Below are 13,052 nucleotides of genomic sequence, written 5' to 3' on the forward strand. Positions count from 1 at the left end.
CCGCTTCCCGGCCCGCAAAATGCCGTGTTAGAACCCCCGGCAATCGCATTTAGGCTAAGAACTGGCGGGAGCAAATGAAACATATCCTGGACGCCCTTGAAGACCGTCGTGCCGGCGCAAAGCTCGGCGGCGGGGAGAAGCGGATCGAGGCGCAGCATGCCCGCGGCAAGCTGACCGCGCGCGAGCGCATCGAGCTGCTGCTCGACAAGGGATCGTTCGAGGAGTTCGACATGTTCGTCGAGCACCGCTCCACCGAGTTCGGCATGGAGAAGAACAAGGTGCCCGGCGACGGCGTCGTCACCGGCTGGGGTACCGTCAACGGCCGCAAGACGTTCGTGTTCGCCAAAGACTTCACCGTGTTCGGCGGCTCGCTCTCCGAAACGCATGCGCTGAAAATTACAAAACTTCAGGACATGGCGATGAAGGCGCGCGCGCCCATCATCGGCCTCTACGACGCGGGCGGCGCCCGCATCCAGGAGGGCGTCGCCGCGCTCGCCGGCTATTCCTACGTCTTCCGCCGCAACGTGCTCGCCTCGGGCGTGATCCCGCAGATCTCCGTCATCATGGGTCCCTGCGCCGGCGGCGACGTCTATTCGCCCGCGATGACTGACTTCATCTTCATGGTGAAGAACACCAGCTACATGTTCGTCACCGGTCCTGACGTGGTGAAGACGGTCACCAACGAGGTCGTGACCGCCGAAGAGCTCGGCGGCGCGTCGGTGCACGCCACGCGCTCCTCGATCGCCGACGGCGCCTTCGAGAACGATGTCGAGACGCTGCTGCAGATGCGTCGCCTGATCGACTTCCTGCCGTCGAACAACACTGACGGCGTGCCGGAATGGCCGAGCTTCGACGACACGGCTCGCATCGACATGTCCCTGGACACGCTGATCCCCGACAATCCGAACAAGCCCTACGACATGAAGGAGCTGATCCTGAAGGTCGTGGACGAGGGCGACTTCTTCGAGATCGCCGACATGTTCGCCAAGAACATCGTCACCGGTTTCGGCCGCATCGCCGGCCGCACCGTCGGCTTCGTCGCCAACCAGCCGATGGTGCTGGCCGGCGTGCTCGACAGCGACGCCTCACGCAAGGCCGCGCGCTTCGTCCGTTTTTGCGATGCCTTCAACATCCCGATCGTCACCTTCGTCGACGTGCCGGGCTTCCTGCCGGGCACCGCGCAGGAATATGGCGGCCTCATCAAGCACGGCGCGAAACTCCTGTTCGCCTACTCGCAGTGCACCGTGCCGCTGGTGACCATCATCACCCGCAAGGCCTATGGCGGCGCCTTCGACGTCATGGCGTCGAAGGAAATCGGCGCCGACATGAACTACGCCTGGCCGACCGCCCAGATCGCCGTGATGGGCGCCAAGGGCGCGGTCGAGATCATCTTCCGCAGCGACATCGGTGATCCCGACAAGATCGCCGCCCGCACCAAGGAATACGAAGACCGCTTCCTGTCACCGTTCATCGCCGCCGAGCGCGGCTACATCGACGACGTCATCATGCCGCACTCGACGAGAAGGCGGATCGCGCGGGCGCTGTCGATGCTGAAGGACAAGAAGGTGGAAACGCCGGCGAAGAAGCACGACAATTTGCCGTTGTGAGGGAAGTGTAGGCGGGTGGCGAAAGCGTAACCCGCCAACTCATCTGAATGCGGCGGATTACGGCTGCGCCTAATCCGCCCTACAATCGGGATCCGGCAGCCGCAATCCCATGACCGAAGACGATCCGACCGACGAAATCTCCGACATCGAGGATCGGATCGAGCGGCTCGCCGAGATCGCGGAGCGTTGCCGGAAGTACATCCTGGCGTCCAAGATCGCGATCGGCAGCGGTGCTGCGCTGCTTCTGGTCACGATCCTCGGGCTGTTCGGATTTGGTCAGACCGCCGCGCTCGGCTCGATCGCGCTGGTGCTCGGCGGCATCGTCTCGCTCGGCTCGAACATCAGCACGTTGCGGCAGACGGACGATGCGATCGGGGCTGCGGAGGCGCGCCGCTCGGCGTTGATCGGCAGCATCGATCTGCGCGTGGTCGCTGATACGCCGATGAAGCTAGTGTGAGACGTTGCCTCACGCGGCAGTCTCGACGGCCAGCGTCCGCATCTCCGCACGACATTCCGCGGCGAACGCCTGAAGCCGTTCCGCGGTTTGCTGGTCGAGGATCGCCTTAGCCAGACGCTCGGCGCGGGCTACTTGCTCTCTGAGATAGTCGATACGGGCCATGTGTCACCTTCCGCCGGGACAATTTGAAGCAAATTGCTTCGTTCCTGTGGCCGTGAACCTATGGCTAACCGCGGGTTAATGATGTGCGGTGGGTCTCACCCCGCGCGCCTTGTCCCCCGCAGCGAAATGCGCCATCTGGTCGTCCCGCGCTTTGGCAAATGCAGGGCGGCCCGTGGCGCGCGCGACGTAGGCGCGGCAGGCAGAGCTGTCGGCGAGACCGCCAAAACGTTCGGCGACGCGCAGCACGTCCGCCATCAGGATATCGGCGACGGAGAACGCACCAGCCAGCCATTCGCGGTCGGCCAGCACCATCTCCATGTGCTTGAGGCGAAGCGTGAGGAAGTCGTCGAAGAATTTCGATCCCGGCTGCCCCATGAACTTCAGCATCGTCCACGGCAGGCTCGCCATCTCCACCGAATTGAGCGCGCCGAACACCCATTCCGTCACGTCGCTGCGGCTGCGCGGATCCGACGGCATGAGCTTGGTGCTGAGCCCGCCGAGATGCAGCAGGATGGCGCCGGTCTCGAAGATCGAGAGATCGCCGTCGGTCAGCCACGGCGCCTGGGCGAACGGCTGGTGCGCCAGATGCGCGGGGCCGCGGTCAGCGAACGGCGTGCTGGCGACGCGATAGGGCAAGCCAGCCTCTTCGAGTGCCCAGCGCACCCTGAGGTCGCGGACATACCCGCGCGGCGGCGGGGGAACCCAGTCGTAGGTGTACAGGGTGAGGTCGGCCATGGGGTGTCTCCGTGCTGTCTCGGGCAAAGGACGGACGAGGGGCGCCCGTTCCGACATGGGGCGTGAAATTTTGTACGTTCGTGGGGTGGATTAGCCGAAGGCGTAATCCACCAGCGCCTGTCCCGTCGAATAGAAAGGCGGCGGATTACGCTTTGCTAATCCGCCCGGCGAAGCGCTGCTGATTGGCATCACTGCCCGAGCTTCGCCAGCTTGCCTTGCTTCGCGGCTTCCACCGCGCGCTCCGCATCTTCCGGCAGGAGCGTCCGCTCCGCGACCTGCCGCGTCGCCTCGCGCTTCACCGCGGCGACATAGGCGCCGTCGTCGGCATAGCGCTCCGCAATCGACAGCCTGGGATCGTGTACTTCCTTGCGCGCCGCTTCCGTCGGTGCGAACGGCACGACCGCGCCCTGCAGCGGATAGAGCGCCGTCGGCCCAAATCCCTGCGCACGCGGGTTCCAGGCGGTATAGGTCGCGCGTGGTACGGCCAGCGCAAGCTGGCGAATGCCCGCGATGGCCATGCCGTCATCGTCGGCCTTCGGCACGAACACGGGATAGCGGCCGATTTCCCTGGGCGGCAGCACGCTCTGGTCGGAGAAGGCAGCGAGCGTGTGGATGCCGGCATAGGGCAGGCCGGGAATGTCGGTCGGCACCGCGCCTTGCGCTGCCACCAGCGTGCCATGGGCGCGCATGGGGATGCGGCTTGCGGGCGGCCTCGTGCCGTCGCTGATCCAGGCGTTGAGGTCGGTGAGCAGAGCGCGCATCGGCATGCCAGCATGCATCGGGTTCTGCGGCAGCGACATCGCCGGCACGCCCTTCTTCATCACGTCGGTCGGCTCCGCGAAATGCGGTGTGCCCGCGATCATGTAGGCGCGGACGTTGTCGGGCAGGTCGAGATGATTGCCGGCCAGGTCAGTGACGAGCAGCGAGGCGTGCGAGGCCCACCATTCGTGCTCGCTGTCGGTCTGCATCACCTTCGGGCACGTCGCCGAGAGCGAGCAGCGGCGGAGCAGGCCATCGGTCTTGCCTGAATAGGGATCGCTGAGGCTCGCATAGGTGAAGGGGAACAGATCGGCCTGCCATGCCGGATCCTGCATGTGGCGCGGGTTGCGGCCGGGCAGGCCGAAGCGGACATTGGTCGCCATGCGCCGCGTGCCCGCAACATGCGGCATCAAGCCGTCGAATACTGTGCGGCCCCGGAGATCCTCGTTGAAGCCGAGATAGAGGAAGTCGCGCAGGAAGCGGCCGGATTGCGAGACGCCGAAACCGATGGCGCGGCTGACCGAAGGATGCAGGCCGTCGAGCAATGGGTTCGCCTGCGTCTCGTCGTGGCGGAGGAAGCTGACGACATCGCGCACGGCCGCAAACCCCATGCCGAGCGGCACCGGATCGCGCGCAGTGTAGGTGATCTCGTAGAGCGCACCGGCGTCAAAGCCGTCGGGCCGGGTGATCTCCACGGTGTTGGGATCGATCAGCTTTGCCGAGAGGCCGGGTGGTGTTTGCCGCGCATCGGCCCAGGCCGCGCGTACGGTGACGTTGAGATTGGCGGGATCGGTGGCGGGCCAGGTCAGCGTCGCGCGCGCCGGATTGGTGGTGTTGTCGAACACGACCTCTTCGCGCGCGGGCCCGGTGATGTTTTTGATCGCCGGCGCAGCCATCGCGAGTTGTCCCGGCTTCGAGGGAATGTCGCCCTGCCAGCCGACCCAGACCATCGTAAAGCCCTGGCGATGCAGGAAGCCGATGCCGGCATCCTCGGCCTTGTCGGCATTGTTGGCGCCGGGCTGGGCAGAATCGTCGAACAATTGCGGTGCGAGCTTGCGGCCACGATTGGGCACGTCCAGCAGCAGCGTGCCGTTGCCGTGGGTGGGATCGGAGGGCCTGAGGATCACGACATCGGCGGTGGCCTCGACCTTGCCGTCGGCGTTGCGCGGCGCCAGCGCGAGATCGGTGATAACGGCGTTGCGCTCGTCGGCCGGATTGAGCGCGAAGGTCGCACGCGCGGTGATGCGCTCATAGGGGCCGACATTGCCGAAGTTGCGCCCGGCAAAGGCCGGCACGCGCTCCGTGATGTCGAAGCGCACGATCTCGGCGCGCAAGGTGACGGGCCACAGCGAAGCGATCGCAACGAGCCCCGTGATGATCCTGCGCATGGCCGGTTTCCTTCCCTGATGTCGCGCGATCGTCATGTTCCGTCGCGCGGGTTTTTGTTGCCGGCACCATATCAAGCTATGCTGCGGCCGAACAACAGGAGGAAATCCGATGCCAGCCGCCTACTTTGTCGTCCGCGCCATCGTCACCGATGCCAGCAAGCGCGCCGCTTTCGACAGATGGTACGAGACCGAGCACGTGCCGGACGCAGTGAAGGCCTTCGGCGTAGCCAAGGCCTGGCGGTTCTGGAGCCTGGACGATCCTTCGCTGCATCAGGCGATGTATCAATTCGATGACGAGGAGAAGCTGGCCGCGATGCTGAAGGGCGATGCGCTGAAGCAGCTGGTCGCCGATTTCAACCGCGACTGGCCCGAGGTGAAACGCTCGCGGGAGACGCTGGTGCTGGCCCAAGAGTTTGCGAAATAGCGAGTTTGCGAAATAGCGCGTCTTCCTGACATCCGTGCAATGAACCTGAACGCGCGATTCAGCGGCAGTTCATGTCGCCGCCGCGACACTTCCTCTGCATCACTTGATCGATGAAGCAGAGGATATCTCATGGAGCGCCGGAACTTTTTGAAACTCGCATTCGGTGTCGCGGCGGGAGCCGCCGCGTTCACGGCGGCCGCAGAGGCCGCGCCATTGGCGCCGCAGGTGCTCGGCAATGGCGGCATGCCATCAGAAAATCCGGACGCTCATCCCGCCGTCACCAGCAGCGAGGAAGCAGCCCAACTCAAGCCCGAGCAGGTGCATTGGCGCGGTCATGGCCACTGGCATCGCCGTCACTGGGGCTGGCGTCATCGCCACTGGCATCGTCGCTGGCGCCGCCGGCACTGGCGTCACTGGTAGCGGTCGGCCCGGACTGAAAAAGGGGATCGCGATTGCGATCCCCTTTTTGCTATGCGCGCACCGATAGAAAGGAAATGGCCGCGCAAACTGATTCGCGCGGCCATTTCGCAAACGCGAGAGATCAGTACGGGCGGCAGCGGCCGGCGTACCAGCGGAAGCCATAGGGGCACACGCGCGGACGCACCACGACGACCGGCGGGGCAACCACGACCGGAGCGGGGGCGACGACAACGGGACCACCACGCATCGGACGGCAGCCGCCATAGGCGCCGCGGTACCAGCCGGGCCCGCAACCATTGGCGGCGCTGGCCGCCTCGCTGAAGCCGACGACCGCGCTGGCGAGCATCACGGCGGCGAACAGATATTTCATTTGATCTTCCTTCTCGTCCTTGGGGCAAGTCTCTGGGGGGATAGAGTCTCGGGAGCTTGGCGCTTGCGGCGCACAATGAATCAAACCATACGATTCGACATGTTAATTTTTGCGACACGTCGGCACGTTGCGATCCAAATCTGCCAATCATGACCTGAATGCGGCATGAACATTCCTTGCGTACGGTCCTGCGCGACATGGATGACGCGAGAGCCCGTTCCGATGAATCGAAACGGAGCGCTCGAGTTTTGTTCTGACGCGTTCTCCTCGGTGCGAACCGATAACCCCCTTCGCTCGAATACGCTTCAGTGGCCGAGAAAGCCCAGCACCAATTCCTTGTACTTCTCCGGCGCCTCGAGGAAGACGAGGTGGCCGGTCTCCGGAATGACTTCAGCCCGTGCACTCGGCATCTTGCTCGCCAGCGCTTTTGCCAGTTCCGCGTTCTGGCCCATCTTGCCGCGCAGTGCCTCCGGTGCGTTCGGCCGGCCTGGCGCGTTGTGGTCGTCGGCGCCCATGATGAACAGCGTCGGCTCGGTGATCTCGGGAATCTCATGCGCGACCGGCTCGCGATAGATCATCTGGCCGGAAGAGACGAAGGCACGCAGCCAGCGTGGATAGTCAGCGCTGCCCTTGATGTTGAAGCGGGCGTCGATGAACGGCGTGATGGCCTCCGGCGGCAGCTTGATCGCGTAATTGGTCTGGAGCTGCTTGCGATAGCCGTCCGCGGTGAGCTTGTCCTCGGTCTCGATGATCTTCTCGGTCGGCGTCGGCGGCACATAGATGCGGTAGTCCTCAAGCCCGATCGGCGCAGTCAGCACGAGATGGTTGACGCGATCGGGATAGGCGCGGGCGATGCGGACGCCGAGCATGCCGCCGAGTGAATGCGCGACGACATCCGCCTTGTCGATCTTGAGGTGATCGAGCAGCGCAATGGTGTTGCGTGCCAGATTGTCGAAATGCAATTCGCCGATGGGCTTGGAGGATTTGCCGAATCCGATCTGGTCCGGCACCACGACGCGGTAACCGGCCTCGTTCAGAAACTTGATGACGGGGGCCCAATAGCTCGACGGAAAATTGCGCCCGTGCAGCAGCACCACGGTGCGGCCGTTCGGCTGCGCAGGTGCGACATCCATATAGGCCATGCGGAGCTGCTCGCCGTCATTGACGACAGGCAACAGGCGCACGGGATAGGGATAGGCAAAGCCTTCGAGCGCGATGCCGTAGGGCTCGCGTTGGGGCGTGTCGGCGGCGTGGGCGATGAGTGGGGAAGCGAGCAGGGCAGCAGCGAGGGCCGCGGGAAAGATGCGGATCATAGGGGTCTCCGTCATGCCCGGCGAAAGCGCGAAGCGTGTCTTCGCGCAGATGTCCCGGGCATCCACGTGCGAGCCGCAATAAAGGCGTGGATGGCCGGGTCAAGCCCGGCCATGACGAGAGGGAGAGTTCACACGTGATTGTGTGCCGTTATGCGGCTGGCGTGATCAGTCCTTGCCGTTCCCGAACAGCGCCGCGAACTGCTTCTCGCCGGTGCGGGTGAAATTCACCACGCGGCTGCCGGGCGTGGCGTCGCGTGCCGCCCATTTCAACTCGGCAAAGCGTTGCATCATCGCGGCGCCCAGCGTGCCGGCGAGATGGTGACGCCGCTCGCTCCAGTCGAGGCAGGCCTTGCAGACCGGCCGGCGCGGATGGCTGAGCATGTCCGACGAGATCTGCAAATGCCTGGCGAGGAAGCGCTCGCCCTCTGTCGTCAGTTCGATCTCCTGCTTCCTCTGCCTGATCAGATTTCGCGTGCGCAGCGAGTCAAGCATCTGCACGCCGAGATCGCCGGCGAGGTGGTCGTAGCAGATCCGCGCGCGGCGCAGCGCCGGATCCTTCGGCCCGGTGCGCACGCGCATGTGGCCGGTGCGTGCAGCAAGTCCGGCAAGGCCTTCGAGCACGCCGGCGACGTCGTCGTCGGTGAGCCGATAGTAACGGTGGCGACCCTGCTTCTCCGGCTCGACCAGCCCGCCGGCCTCGAGCTTGGCCAGATGCGAGCTCGCGGTCTGCGGGGTGATGCCGGCTTCCTGCGCGAGCTCGCTCGCGGTGAGCGCGCGTCCGTTCATCAGCGCCGTGAGCATGTTGGCGCGGGCGGGGTCGCCGACCAGCGCGGCGACCATGGCAATGTCGGGTCCTGATTTCATGCTTCGATGGTAGCCGAAGCATTGTGGTCGGGCAAGGGCGTAGCTTTCACCACGCCGTCATTGTGAGGCGCTTAATCCAGACTGTCCCCGCGGGGGATTCCTGGATTGCTTCGCTGCGCCCGCAATGACGGAAGAAACAGGAGAGCCCATCATGTCCGTCACCGTCTTCATCCGCTACCAGCTCGATCCCTTCAAGCGCGCCCAGTTCGAGGAATATTCGAAGCGCTGGCTCACCATCATTCCGAAATGCGGCGGCGACCTGATCGGTTACTTCATGCCGCACGAGGGCACCAACAATATCGCCTTCGCGCTGGTCACCTTCGAGAGCCTGGCCGCCTATGAGGCCTATCGCGCGCGGCTGCGGCAGGACGCGGACAGCATGGCGAATTTCCATTTCGCCGAGGACAACAAATTCATCCTCGCGGAAGAGCGCACGTTTTTGCGCAAGGTGGTAGTGTAGGCCATCAACGATGAGGAGACGCCCATGATCGCCGTAATTTTCGAGGTCTGGCCCAAGCCGGAACACAGCCAGACTTACTTCGAGCTCGCGGCCGACCTGAAGCCGATCCTGCAGACCATCGACGGCTTCATCTCGGTCGAGCGCTTCGAGAGCCTGACCGAGAAAGGCAAGATCCTGTCGCTGTCGTTCTGGCGCGATGAGGCCGCGGTGCAAGCCTGGCGCAACACGATGGAGCACCGGCGCACCCAGGCCAAGGGCAGGACGAAGATCTTTGCCGACTATCATCTGCGCATCGCCAGCGTCGTCCGGGACTACGGCATGACCGATCGCGAGCAGGCGCCAAAGGACAGCCGCGCGGTTCACGACGCGCACTAGCGCTTAGATTTGCGCGTGCCTATGTCTCCGCGGCCAACAAGGGAGAGAAACATGCATGTGACAACTGCTGACAAGCGCGCGACCTTCAGGAAGATGCACGAGAGCGGCTGCTTCATCCTGCCCAATCCGGTCGATGTCGGCAGCGCCAAGGCGTTGCAGCATCTCGGTTTCAAGGCGATCGCGTCATCGAGCGCAGGCTTCGCCTGGACCATCGGCAAGGCTGACAACCGCGTCACCGTGGAGGACGTCTGTCAGCACCTGGCAGCATTGAGCTCGTCCGTCGACATTCCCGTGAATGCGGATTTCGAGGGCGGCTTTGCGGTCGAGCCGGACAAGGTCGCGGAAAATGTCGAGCGTGGCGTGCGCACCGGCGTCGCGGGCCTGTCGATCGAGGATTCCACCGGCGACAAGGACAAGCCGATCTACGAGCGTGCGCTCGCGGTCGAGCGCATCAAGGCCTCTCGCAAGGCGATCGGCGACAGCGGCACGCTGCTGGTCGGCCGCTGCGAGGCATATCTGTGGGGCGTGACTGATCTCAAGCTCGTCATCGACCGGCTTGCGGCCTATGCGGACGCCGGCGCGGATTGTCTCTACGCGCCGGGCCTGAAGACGCGCGAGGACATCGCCGCGGTGGTGAAGGCGGTTGCGCCAAAACCCTTCAATCTCCTGATCGGTGCATCCGGCCTGTCGTTGAGGGAGGCCGAAGATCTCGGCGTGCGCCGCATCAGCGTCGGCGGCTCGCTCGCCCGCGCCGCCTGGGGCGGTTTCATGCGCGCCGCGAAGGAGATGGCGGAGAAGGGGACTTTTGGCGAACTCGCGAGCGGTTATCCCGGCGGCGAGCTCAACAAGATGTTCAGCTAGATCCAGGCAACAGCGGCGGGACCTTTCGATCCCGCCGCTGTTGCATAGTGTTGCAAATCGTTACTTCGCGCCGTCAGACGGGGTCTGCGTATCCGGCGCCGGCTTGGCCGCAGGCGTATCGGCCGGCTTGCTCGGCGCGGCGCCCGTGGTCACGCCCGGCGCGGTGTTGTTGCGCGGCGTCACGTCACGCATGCCGGGAGGTGCGGCCGGATTGGCCGGAGCCGTCTGCTGCGCAGTCTGCGTTGCAGGCGTGGTGCTGGCCTGGTTGCTCGTGCTGGTGTTGTTCAAACCATAGAACACGGCGCCCAGAACCAGGGCTATTGCCACAGCGAACAGTGCGACCTTGCCGCTGGAGGCGGGGCCTTCACCCAGCTCGGGATCGGCCTGAAGGTCGGCATCCCGGCGCGCCGCGCGAAGGTACTCATCGTCGGCGAGGTTCGGGCGATACGGATCGTTGGGAAAACGGTCGTCAGCCATCGATTTGGTCTCCTCGTTGATTGCGCCTTGACAACCCTTAGCTGCGAGATTCTGTTCCGCGCTCCCTTATGCTTTCGTCGCATGTTGCCCTCGCGCGAGGAATCGGGAACCTGTTCATCTGGAACCTGCATGACGGTTCCATCGAGGAGCAAGGGAACACGGCGATGTGGAGCCTGCCGCCAAGCGATAGCGTGCTGCATTTCCTCTCCTTGGTTGCGGTGGCCGCGCAGGGCATGACGGCCGCGCTCGCCGCGGGGCGCCGCAGCATGGATTGGCTGGGCGTCTGCTTCCTCGGCTGCATCACCGCGCTCGGTGGCGGCACGCTGCGCGATCTCTTCCTCGGACACTATCCCTTGGCCTGGGTGCAAAACCCTGTGTATCTCGCGCTCGCCGGCGGCGCCGCCTTCCTTACCATCGTGTTCGCGCGGCTCGTGCACCGGCTGAAGGTCGCCTTCATCGTGCTCGATGCGATCGGGCTCGTGGTCTTCACCATGACCGGCTGCGATGTCGCGTGGCAGATGGATGCCTCGCTGCCGATCGTGATCGTCTCCGGCATGGTGACAGGCTGCGCGGGCGGCGTGCTTCGCGACGTGCTCTGCAACGACGTGCCGCTCCTGTTTCGCTCCGAGCTCTACGCCAGCGTCTCCGTGGTGACGGGGTTGTTCTACGCCACCGCGTTCGGCTTGAAGCTGAATGCCGAACTCTGGACCGTCCTGACCTTCGCCCTCGGCATCAGCCTCCGCCTGCTCGCGGTGCGCTACAAATGGGAGATGCCGAAGTTCGTATTCACCGGGGATGAGGAGAAGTAGAGCTGACTTCGCCTCGCTCTATCGACGTCGTCATTGTTTCGCTGCGCTCGCAATGACGGAAAGAGGGCCCGCTACGGCTCTTGCCCACGCGCCTTCACGACTTGTGCCGGCGTCACCAGCGGGCCGGCATTGCCCCAGGAATTGCGGATGTAGTTCGTCACCGCGGCGATTTGTTCGTCGGACAGTTGCTTGGCATAGGCCGGCATCTCCCCGGTGTTCGGAGCGCGCGGCGTCGTCACGGTGTGGGCGCCATCGAGGATGATGCGCAAGGTCGAGGACGGGTTGATCGATTGCAGCAGCGCATTGGCCGGCAGCGGCGGGTAGATGCGCGGCGCGCCGGAGCCGTCGGCCTCATGGCAGGCGATGCAGAACTTTGCGTAGACCGCCTGGCCCGCTTTCATCTCGGTCTCCTCGGGCGGCGTCGGGATGGTCTCGCGGCGCACTGGCGGCAGGCTCTTGAGGTAAACCGCCATCGCGCGCACATCCGCATCGCTCATTTTCGAGGTCGAATTGACGATCACCTCGGCCATGGGACCGCCGGCATGGCTTTTGGTGTTGCGGCCGCTCTGCAGATATTCGGTGATGTCGTCCGCGCTCCACGACTGCAATCCGGTGCGCGCGGCGCCATCAAGTCGCGGCGCATACCAACCGCCGAGTTCGCTGCCGGTCAGCGCCTGCGCGCCCTTGTCTGCGCCAAAATAGTTCTTGGGCGTGTGGCAAGCGCCGCAATGGCCTGGTCCGGTGACGAGATAGCCACCCCTGTTCCACGCACTGCTCTTGGTCTGGTCGGGCTCGAACAGGCCGGGCTTGAAAAACAGCAAGTTCCAGGCCCGCATCAGGCCGCGATAGCCGAACGGCCAGCGCAGCTCGGGTTGCTTGTTGCGGCTCGTGACCGGTGCGAGCGTGCCGAGATAGGCGCGGATCGCCAGCGTGTCGTCCTTGGTCATCCGGGTGAAGTAGGGATAAGGAAAAGCCGGGTAGTAAAGCGAGCCGTCCGGCGCGGTGCCATACCGCAGCGCGCGCGTGAAATCGGCGTCGTTCCAGGCGCCGATCCCGGTGTCACGATCCGGCGTCAGGTTCGGCGCATAGATCGCACCGAACGGCGTGTCGATACGCTTGCCGCCGGCGAACGGCTTTGCCGGGTCGGCGGTGTGGCAGCCCGCGCAGTCGCCGGCCTCGACCAGCGTCTTGCCGTAGGCGATCAGCTCGGGCGACGGCTCGGCGGCGATTGCCGCACGCGCAATCGCACTGCACAAGACCAGGCCCGCCAGAATCCCCCGCATCCTCGACCCTTCTTGCTGCGACTCAACAGCCCGTTCGCATGATACGGGCCTCACGTCATTTCGCGACGCCGGGCTATGGTGACACAAATTGAAAATCGCCCATGCCTTTCCGGCCACGAAATTGCGTTTTTTTGCCGTCGTCCCGGAAGGTCCAGATTTGTGATGCGCCGCGTTAAATATCCGACATAGAGTGGCGAAGGTGGTCGGCGCGCCCTAGCTAAAAACGACGGGCAGGCAACGGCTTAAGCAGACGCAAAGCGGCAAAGACCTGAACAGGGCGGTAAGAGG

At 64.5% G+C, this 13,052-nt stretch carries 16 protein-coding genes; 8 read left to right on the forward strand and 8 right to left on the reverse strand.

The genetic code is table 11. The features are described from left to right. Positions 1 to 74: 74 nt before the first annotated feature. Together JQ631_RS06820 and JQ631_RS06825 are read left to right on the forward strand one after the other, a co-directional pair. Positions 75 to 1,607 (forward strand): acyl-CoA carboxylase subunit beta, encoded by a 1,533-nt coding sequence (locus tag JQ631_RS06820; protein WP_212324961.1) that lies wholly within the window; start codon positions 75 to 77, stop codon positions 1,605 to 1,607. 109 nt (positions 1,608 to 1,716) lie between these two features. Beyond that, on the forward strand, positions 1,717 to 2,064 hold the full coding sequence (locus tag JQ631_RS06825) for a hypothetical protein (protein WP_212324963.1): 348 nt from the start codon (positions 1,717 to 1,719) through the stop codon (positions 2,062 to 2,064). A 9-nt stretch (positions 2,065 to 2,073) separates the two neighbouring features. Here the strand turns inward: JQ631_RS06825 and JQ631_RS06830 are convergent, their stop codons facing one another. The 3 genes from JQ631_RS06830 to JQ631_RS06840 all read right to left on the reverse strand — a co-directional run bounded on the left by JQ631_RS06830 (position 2,074) and on the right by JQ631_RS06840 (position 5,108). After that, positions 2,074 to 2,226, reverse strand: a complete 153-nt coding sequence (locus JQ631_RS06830) for a hypothetical protein (RefSeq protein ID WP_212324965.1) — start codon at positions 2,224 to 2,226, stop codon at positions 2,074 to 2,076. 75 nt (positions 2,227 to 2,301) lie between these two features. After that, positions 2,302 to 2,961 (reverse strand): glutathione S-transferase family protein, encoded by a 660-nt coding sequence (locus tag JQ631_RS06835; RefSeq protein WP_212324967.1) that lies wholly within the window; start codon positions 2,959 to 2,961, stop codon positions 2,302 to 2,304. 188 nt (positions 2,962 to 3,149) lie between these two features. Further along, positions 3,150 to 5,108 (reverse strand): alpha/beta hydrolase domain-containing protein, encoded by a 1,959-nt coding sequence (locus JQ631_RS06840; RefSeq protein ID WP_212324969.1) that lies wholly within the window; start codon positions 5,106 to 5,108, stop codon positions 3,150 to 3,152. A gap of 109 nt (positions 5,109 to 5,217) precedes the next feature. On the opposite strand from JQ631_RS06840, the gene JQ631_RS06845 reads away from it, so the two are divergent. After that, on the forward strand, positions 5,218 to 5,532 hold the full coding sequence (locus JQ631_RS06845) for a hypothetical protein (protein WP_212324971.1): 315 nt from the start codon (positions 5,218 to 5,220) through the stop codon (positions 5,530 to 5,532). A 129-nt stretch (positions 5,533 to 5,661) separates the two neighbouring features. After that, positions 5,662 to 5,952, forward strand: a complete 291-nt coding sequence (locus tag JQ631_RS06850) for a twin-arginine translocation signal domain-containing protein (RefSeq protein WP_212324973.1) — start codon at positions 5,662 to 5,664, stop codon at positions 5,950 to 5,952. A gap of 121 nt (positions 5,953 to 6,073) precedes the next feature. On the opposite strand, the gene JQ631_RS06855 is transcribed toward JQ631_RS06850, so the two are convergent. From JQ631_RS06855 to JQ631_RS06865, 3 genes are all read right to left on the reverse strand, one after another. Then, positions 6,074 to 6,322, reverse strand: a complete 249-nt coding sequence (locus JQ631_RS06855; protein ID WP_212324974.1) for a GCG_CRPN prefix-to-repeats domain-containing protein — start codon at positions 6,320 to 6,322, stop codon at positions 6,074 to 6,076. Between the two features lie 305 nt (positions 6,323 to 6,627). Continuing rightward, the gene (locus tag JQ631_RS06860; RefSeq protein WP_212324975.1) at positions 6,628 to 7,635 is read right to left on the reverse strand and encodes an alpha/beta fold hydrolase; all 1,008 of its coding nucleotides are present in this window, start codon (positions 7,633 to 7,635) and stop codon (positions 6,628 to 6,630) included. A 165-nt stretch (positions 7,636 to 7,800) separates the two neighbouring features. Next, complete coding sequence (locus JQ631_RS06865; RefSeq protein WP_212324976.1) at positions 7,801 to 8,499, reverse strand: ArsR/SmtB family transcription factor; 699 nt, start codon at positions 8,497 to 8,499, stop codon at positions 7,801 to 7,803. 151 nt (positions 8,500 to 8,650) lie between these two features. On the opposite strand from JQ631_RS06865, the gene JQ631_RS06870 reads away from it, so the two are divergent. From JQ631_RS06870 to JQ631_RS06880, 3 genes are read left to right on the forward strand one after another with little or no spacing between them, the layout of a single operon-like run. Continuing rightward, the gene (locus JQ631_RS06870) at positions 8,651 to 8,959 is read left to right on the forward strand and encodes an NIPSNAP family protein (RefSeq protein WP_212324977.1); all 309 of its coding nucleotides are present in this window, start codon (positions 8,651 to 8,653) and stop codon (positions 8,957 to 8,959) included. Positions 8,960 to 8,983: 24 nt separating this feature from the next. Continuing rightward, complete coding sequence (locus JQ631_RS06875) at positions 8,984 to 9,334, forward strand: antibiotic biosynthesis monooxygenase family protein (RefSeq protein ID WP_212324978.1); 351 nt, start codon at positions 8,984 to 8,986, stop codon at positions 9,332 to 9,334. A 51-nt stretch (positions 9,335 to 9,385) separates the two neighbouring features. Then, the gene (locus JQ631_RS06880) at positions 9,386 to 10,195 is read left to right on the forward strand and encodes an isocitrate lyase/PEP mutase family protein (RefSeq protein WP_212324979.1); all 810 of its coding nucleotides are present in this window, start codon (positions 9,386 to 9,388) and stop codon (positions 10,193 to 10,195) included. A gap of 60 nt (positions 10,196 to 10,255) precedes the next feature. Here JQ631_RS06880 and JQ631_RS06885 read toward each other — a convergent pair whose 3' ends face one another. Then, positions 10,256 to 10,672: a hypothetical protein gene (locus JQ631_RS06885; RefSeq protein ID WP_212324980.1), complete on the reverse strand. Its 417-nt coding sequence runs from the start codon at positions 10,670 to 10,672 to the stop codon at positions 10,256 to 10,258. A 164-nt stretch (positions 10,673 to 10,836) separates the two neighbouring features. Here JQ631_RS06885 and JQ631_RS06890 point away from each other — a divergent pair, with 164 nt between their 5' ends. After that, a complete protein-coding gene (locus JQ631_RS06890) occupies positions 10,837 to 11,481 on the forward strand; it encodes a trimeric intracellular cation channel family protein (RefSeq protein ID WP_212324982.1) in 645 nt (214 codons plus the stop codon). Between the two features lie 71 nt (positions 11,482 to 11,552). Here JQ631_RS06890 and JQ631_RS06895 read toward each other — a convergent pair whose 3' ends face one another. After that, positions 11,553 to 12,764 (reverse strand): cytochrome c, encoded by a 1,212-nt coding sequence (locus tag JQ631_RS06895; protein ID WP_212324984.1) that lies wholly within the window; start codon positions 12,762 to 12,764, stop codon positions 11,553 to 11,555. Positions 12,765 to 13,052 lie beyond the last annotated feature (288 nt).

The organism is Bradyrhizobium manausense, from assembly GCF_018131105.1.
In the GTDB taxonomy this organism is placed as follows: domain Bacteria; phylum Pseudomonadota; class Alphaproteobacteria; order Rhizobiales; family Xanthobacteraceae; genus Bradyrhizobium; species Bradyrhizobium manausense_B.

Bases quoted from the DNA above. Each gene is read 5' to 3' on its own strand.
- JQ631_RS06820 (WP_212324961.1), top strand. From the start codon at position 75: ATGAAACATATCCTGGACGCCCTTGAAGACCGTCGTGCCGGCGCAAAG.
- JQ631_RS06825 (WP_212324963.1), top strand. From the start codon at position 1,717: ATGACCGAAGACGATCCGACCGACGAAATCTCCGACATCGAGGATCGG.
- JQ631_RS06830 (WP_212324965.1), bottom strand. From the start codon at position 2,226: ATGGCCCGTATCGACTATCTCAGAGAGCAAGTAGCCCGCGCCGAGCGT.
- JQ631_RS06835 (WP_212324967.1), bottom strand. From the start codon at position 2,961: ATGGCCGACCTCACCCTGTACACCTACGACTGGGTTCCCCCGCCGCCG.
- JQ631_RS06840 (WP_212324969.1), bottom strand. From the start codon at position 5,108: ATGCGCAGGATCATCACGGGGCTCGTTGCGATCGCTTCGCTGTGGCCC.
- JQ631_RS06845 (WP_212324971.1), top strand. From the start codon at position 5,218: ATGCCAGCCGCCTACTTTGTCGTCCGCGCCATCGTCACCGATGCCAGC.
- JQ631_RS06850 (WP_212324973.1), top strand. From the start codon at position 5,662: ATGGAGCGCCGGAACTTTTTGAAACTCGCATTCGGTGTCGCGGCGGGA.
- JQ631_RS06855 (WP_212324974.1), bottom strand. From the start codon at position 6,322: ATGAAATATCTGTTCGCCGCCGTGATGCTCGCCAGCGCGGTCGTCGGC.
- JQ631_RS06860 (WP_212324975.1), bottom strand. From the start codon at position 7,635: ATGATCCGCATCTTTCCCGCGGCCCTCGCTGCTGCCCTGCTCGCTTCC.
- JQ631_RS06865 (WP_212324976.1), bottom strand. From the start codon at position 8,499: ATGAAATCAGGACCCGACATTGCCATGGTCGCCGCGCTGGTCGGCGAC.
- JQ631_RS06870 (WP_212324977.1), top strand. From the start codon at position 8,651: ATGTCCGTCACCGTCTTCATCCGCTACCAGCTCGATCCCTTCAAGCGC.
- JQ631_RS06875 (WP_212324978.1), top strand. From the start codon at position 8,984: ATGATCGCCGTAATTTTCGAGGTCTGGCCCAAGCCGGAACACAGCCAG.
- JQ631_RS06880 (WP_212324979.1), top strand. From the start codon at position 9,386: ATGCATGTGACAACTGCTGACAAGCGCGCGACCTTCAGGAAGATGCAC.
- JQ631_RS06885 (WP_212324980.1), bottom strand. From the start codon at position 10,672: ATGGCTGACGACCGTTTTCCCAACGATCCGTATCGCCCGAACCTCGCC.
- JQ631_RS06890 (WP_212324982.1), top strand. From the start codon at position 10,837: ATGTGGAGCCTGCCGCCAAGCGATAGCGTGCTGCATTTCCTCTCCTTG.
- JQ631_RS06895 (WP_212324984.1), bottom strand. From the start codon at position 12,764: ATGCGGGGGATTCTGGCGGGCCTGGTCTTGTGCAGTGCGATTGCGCGT.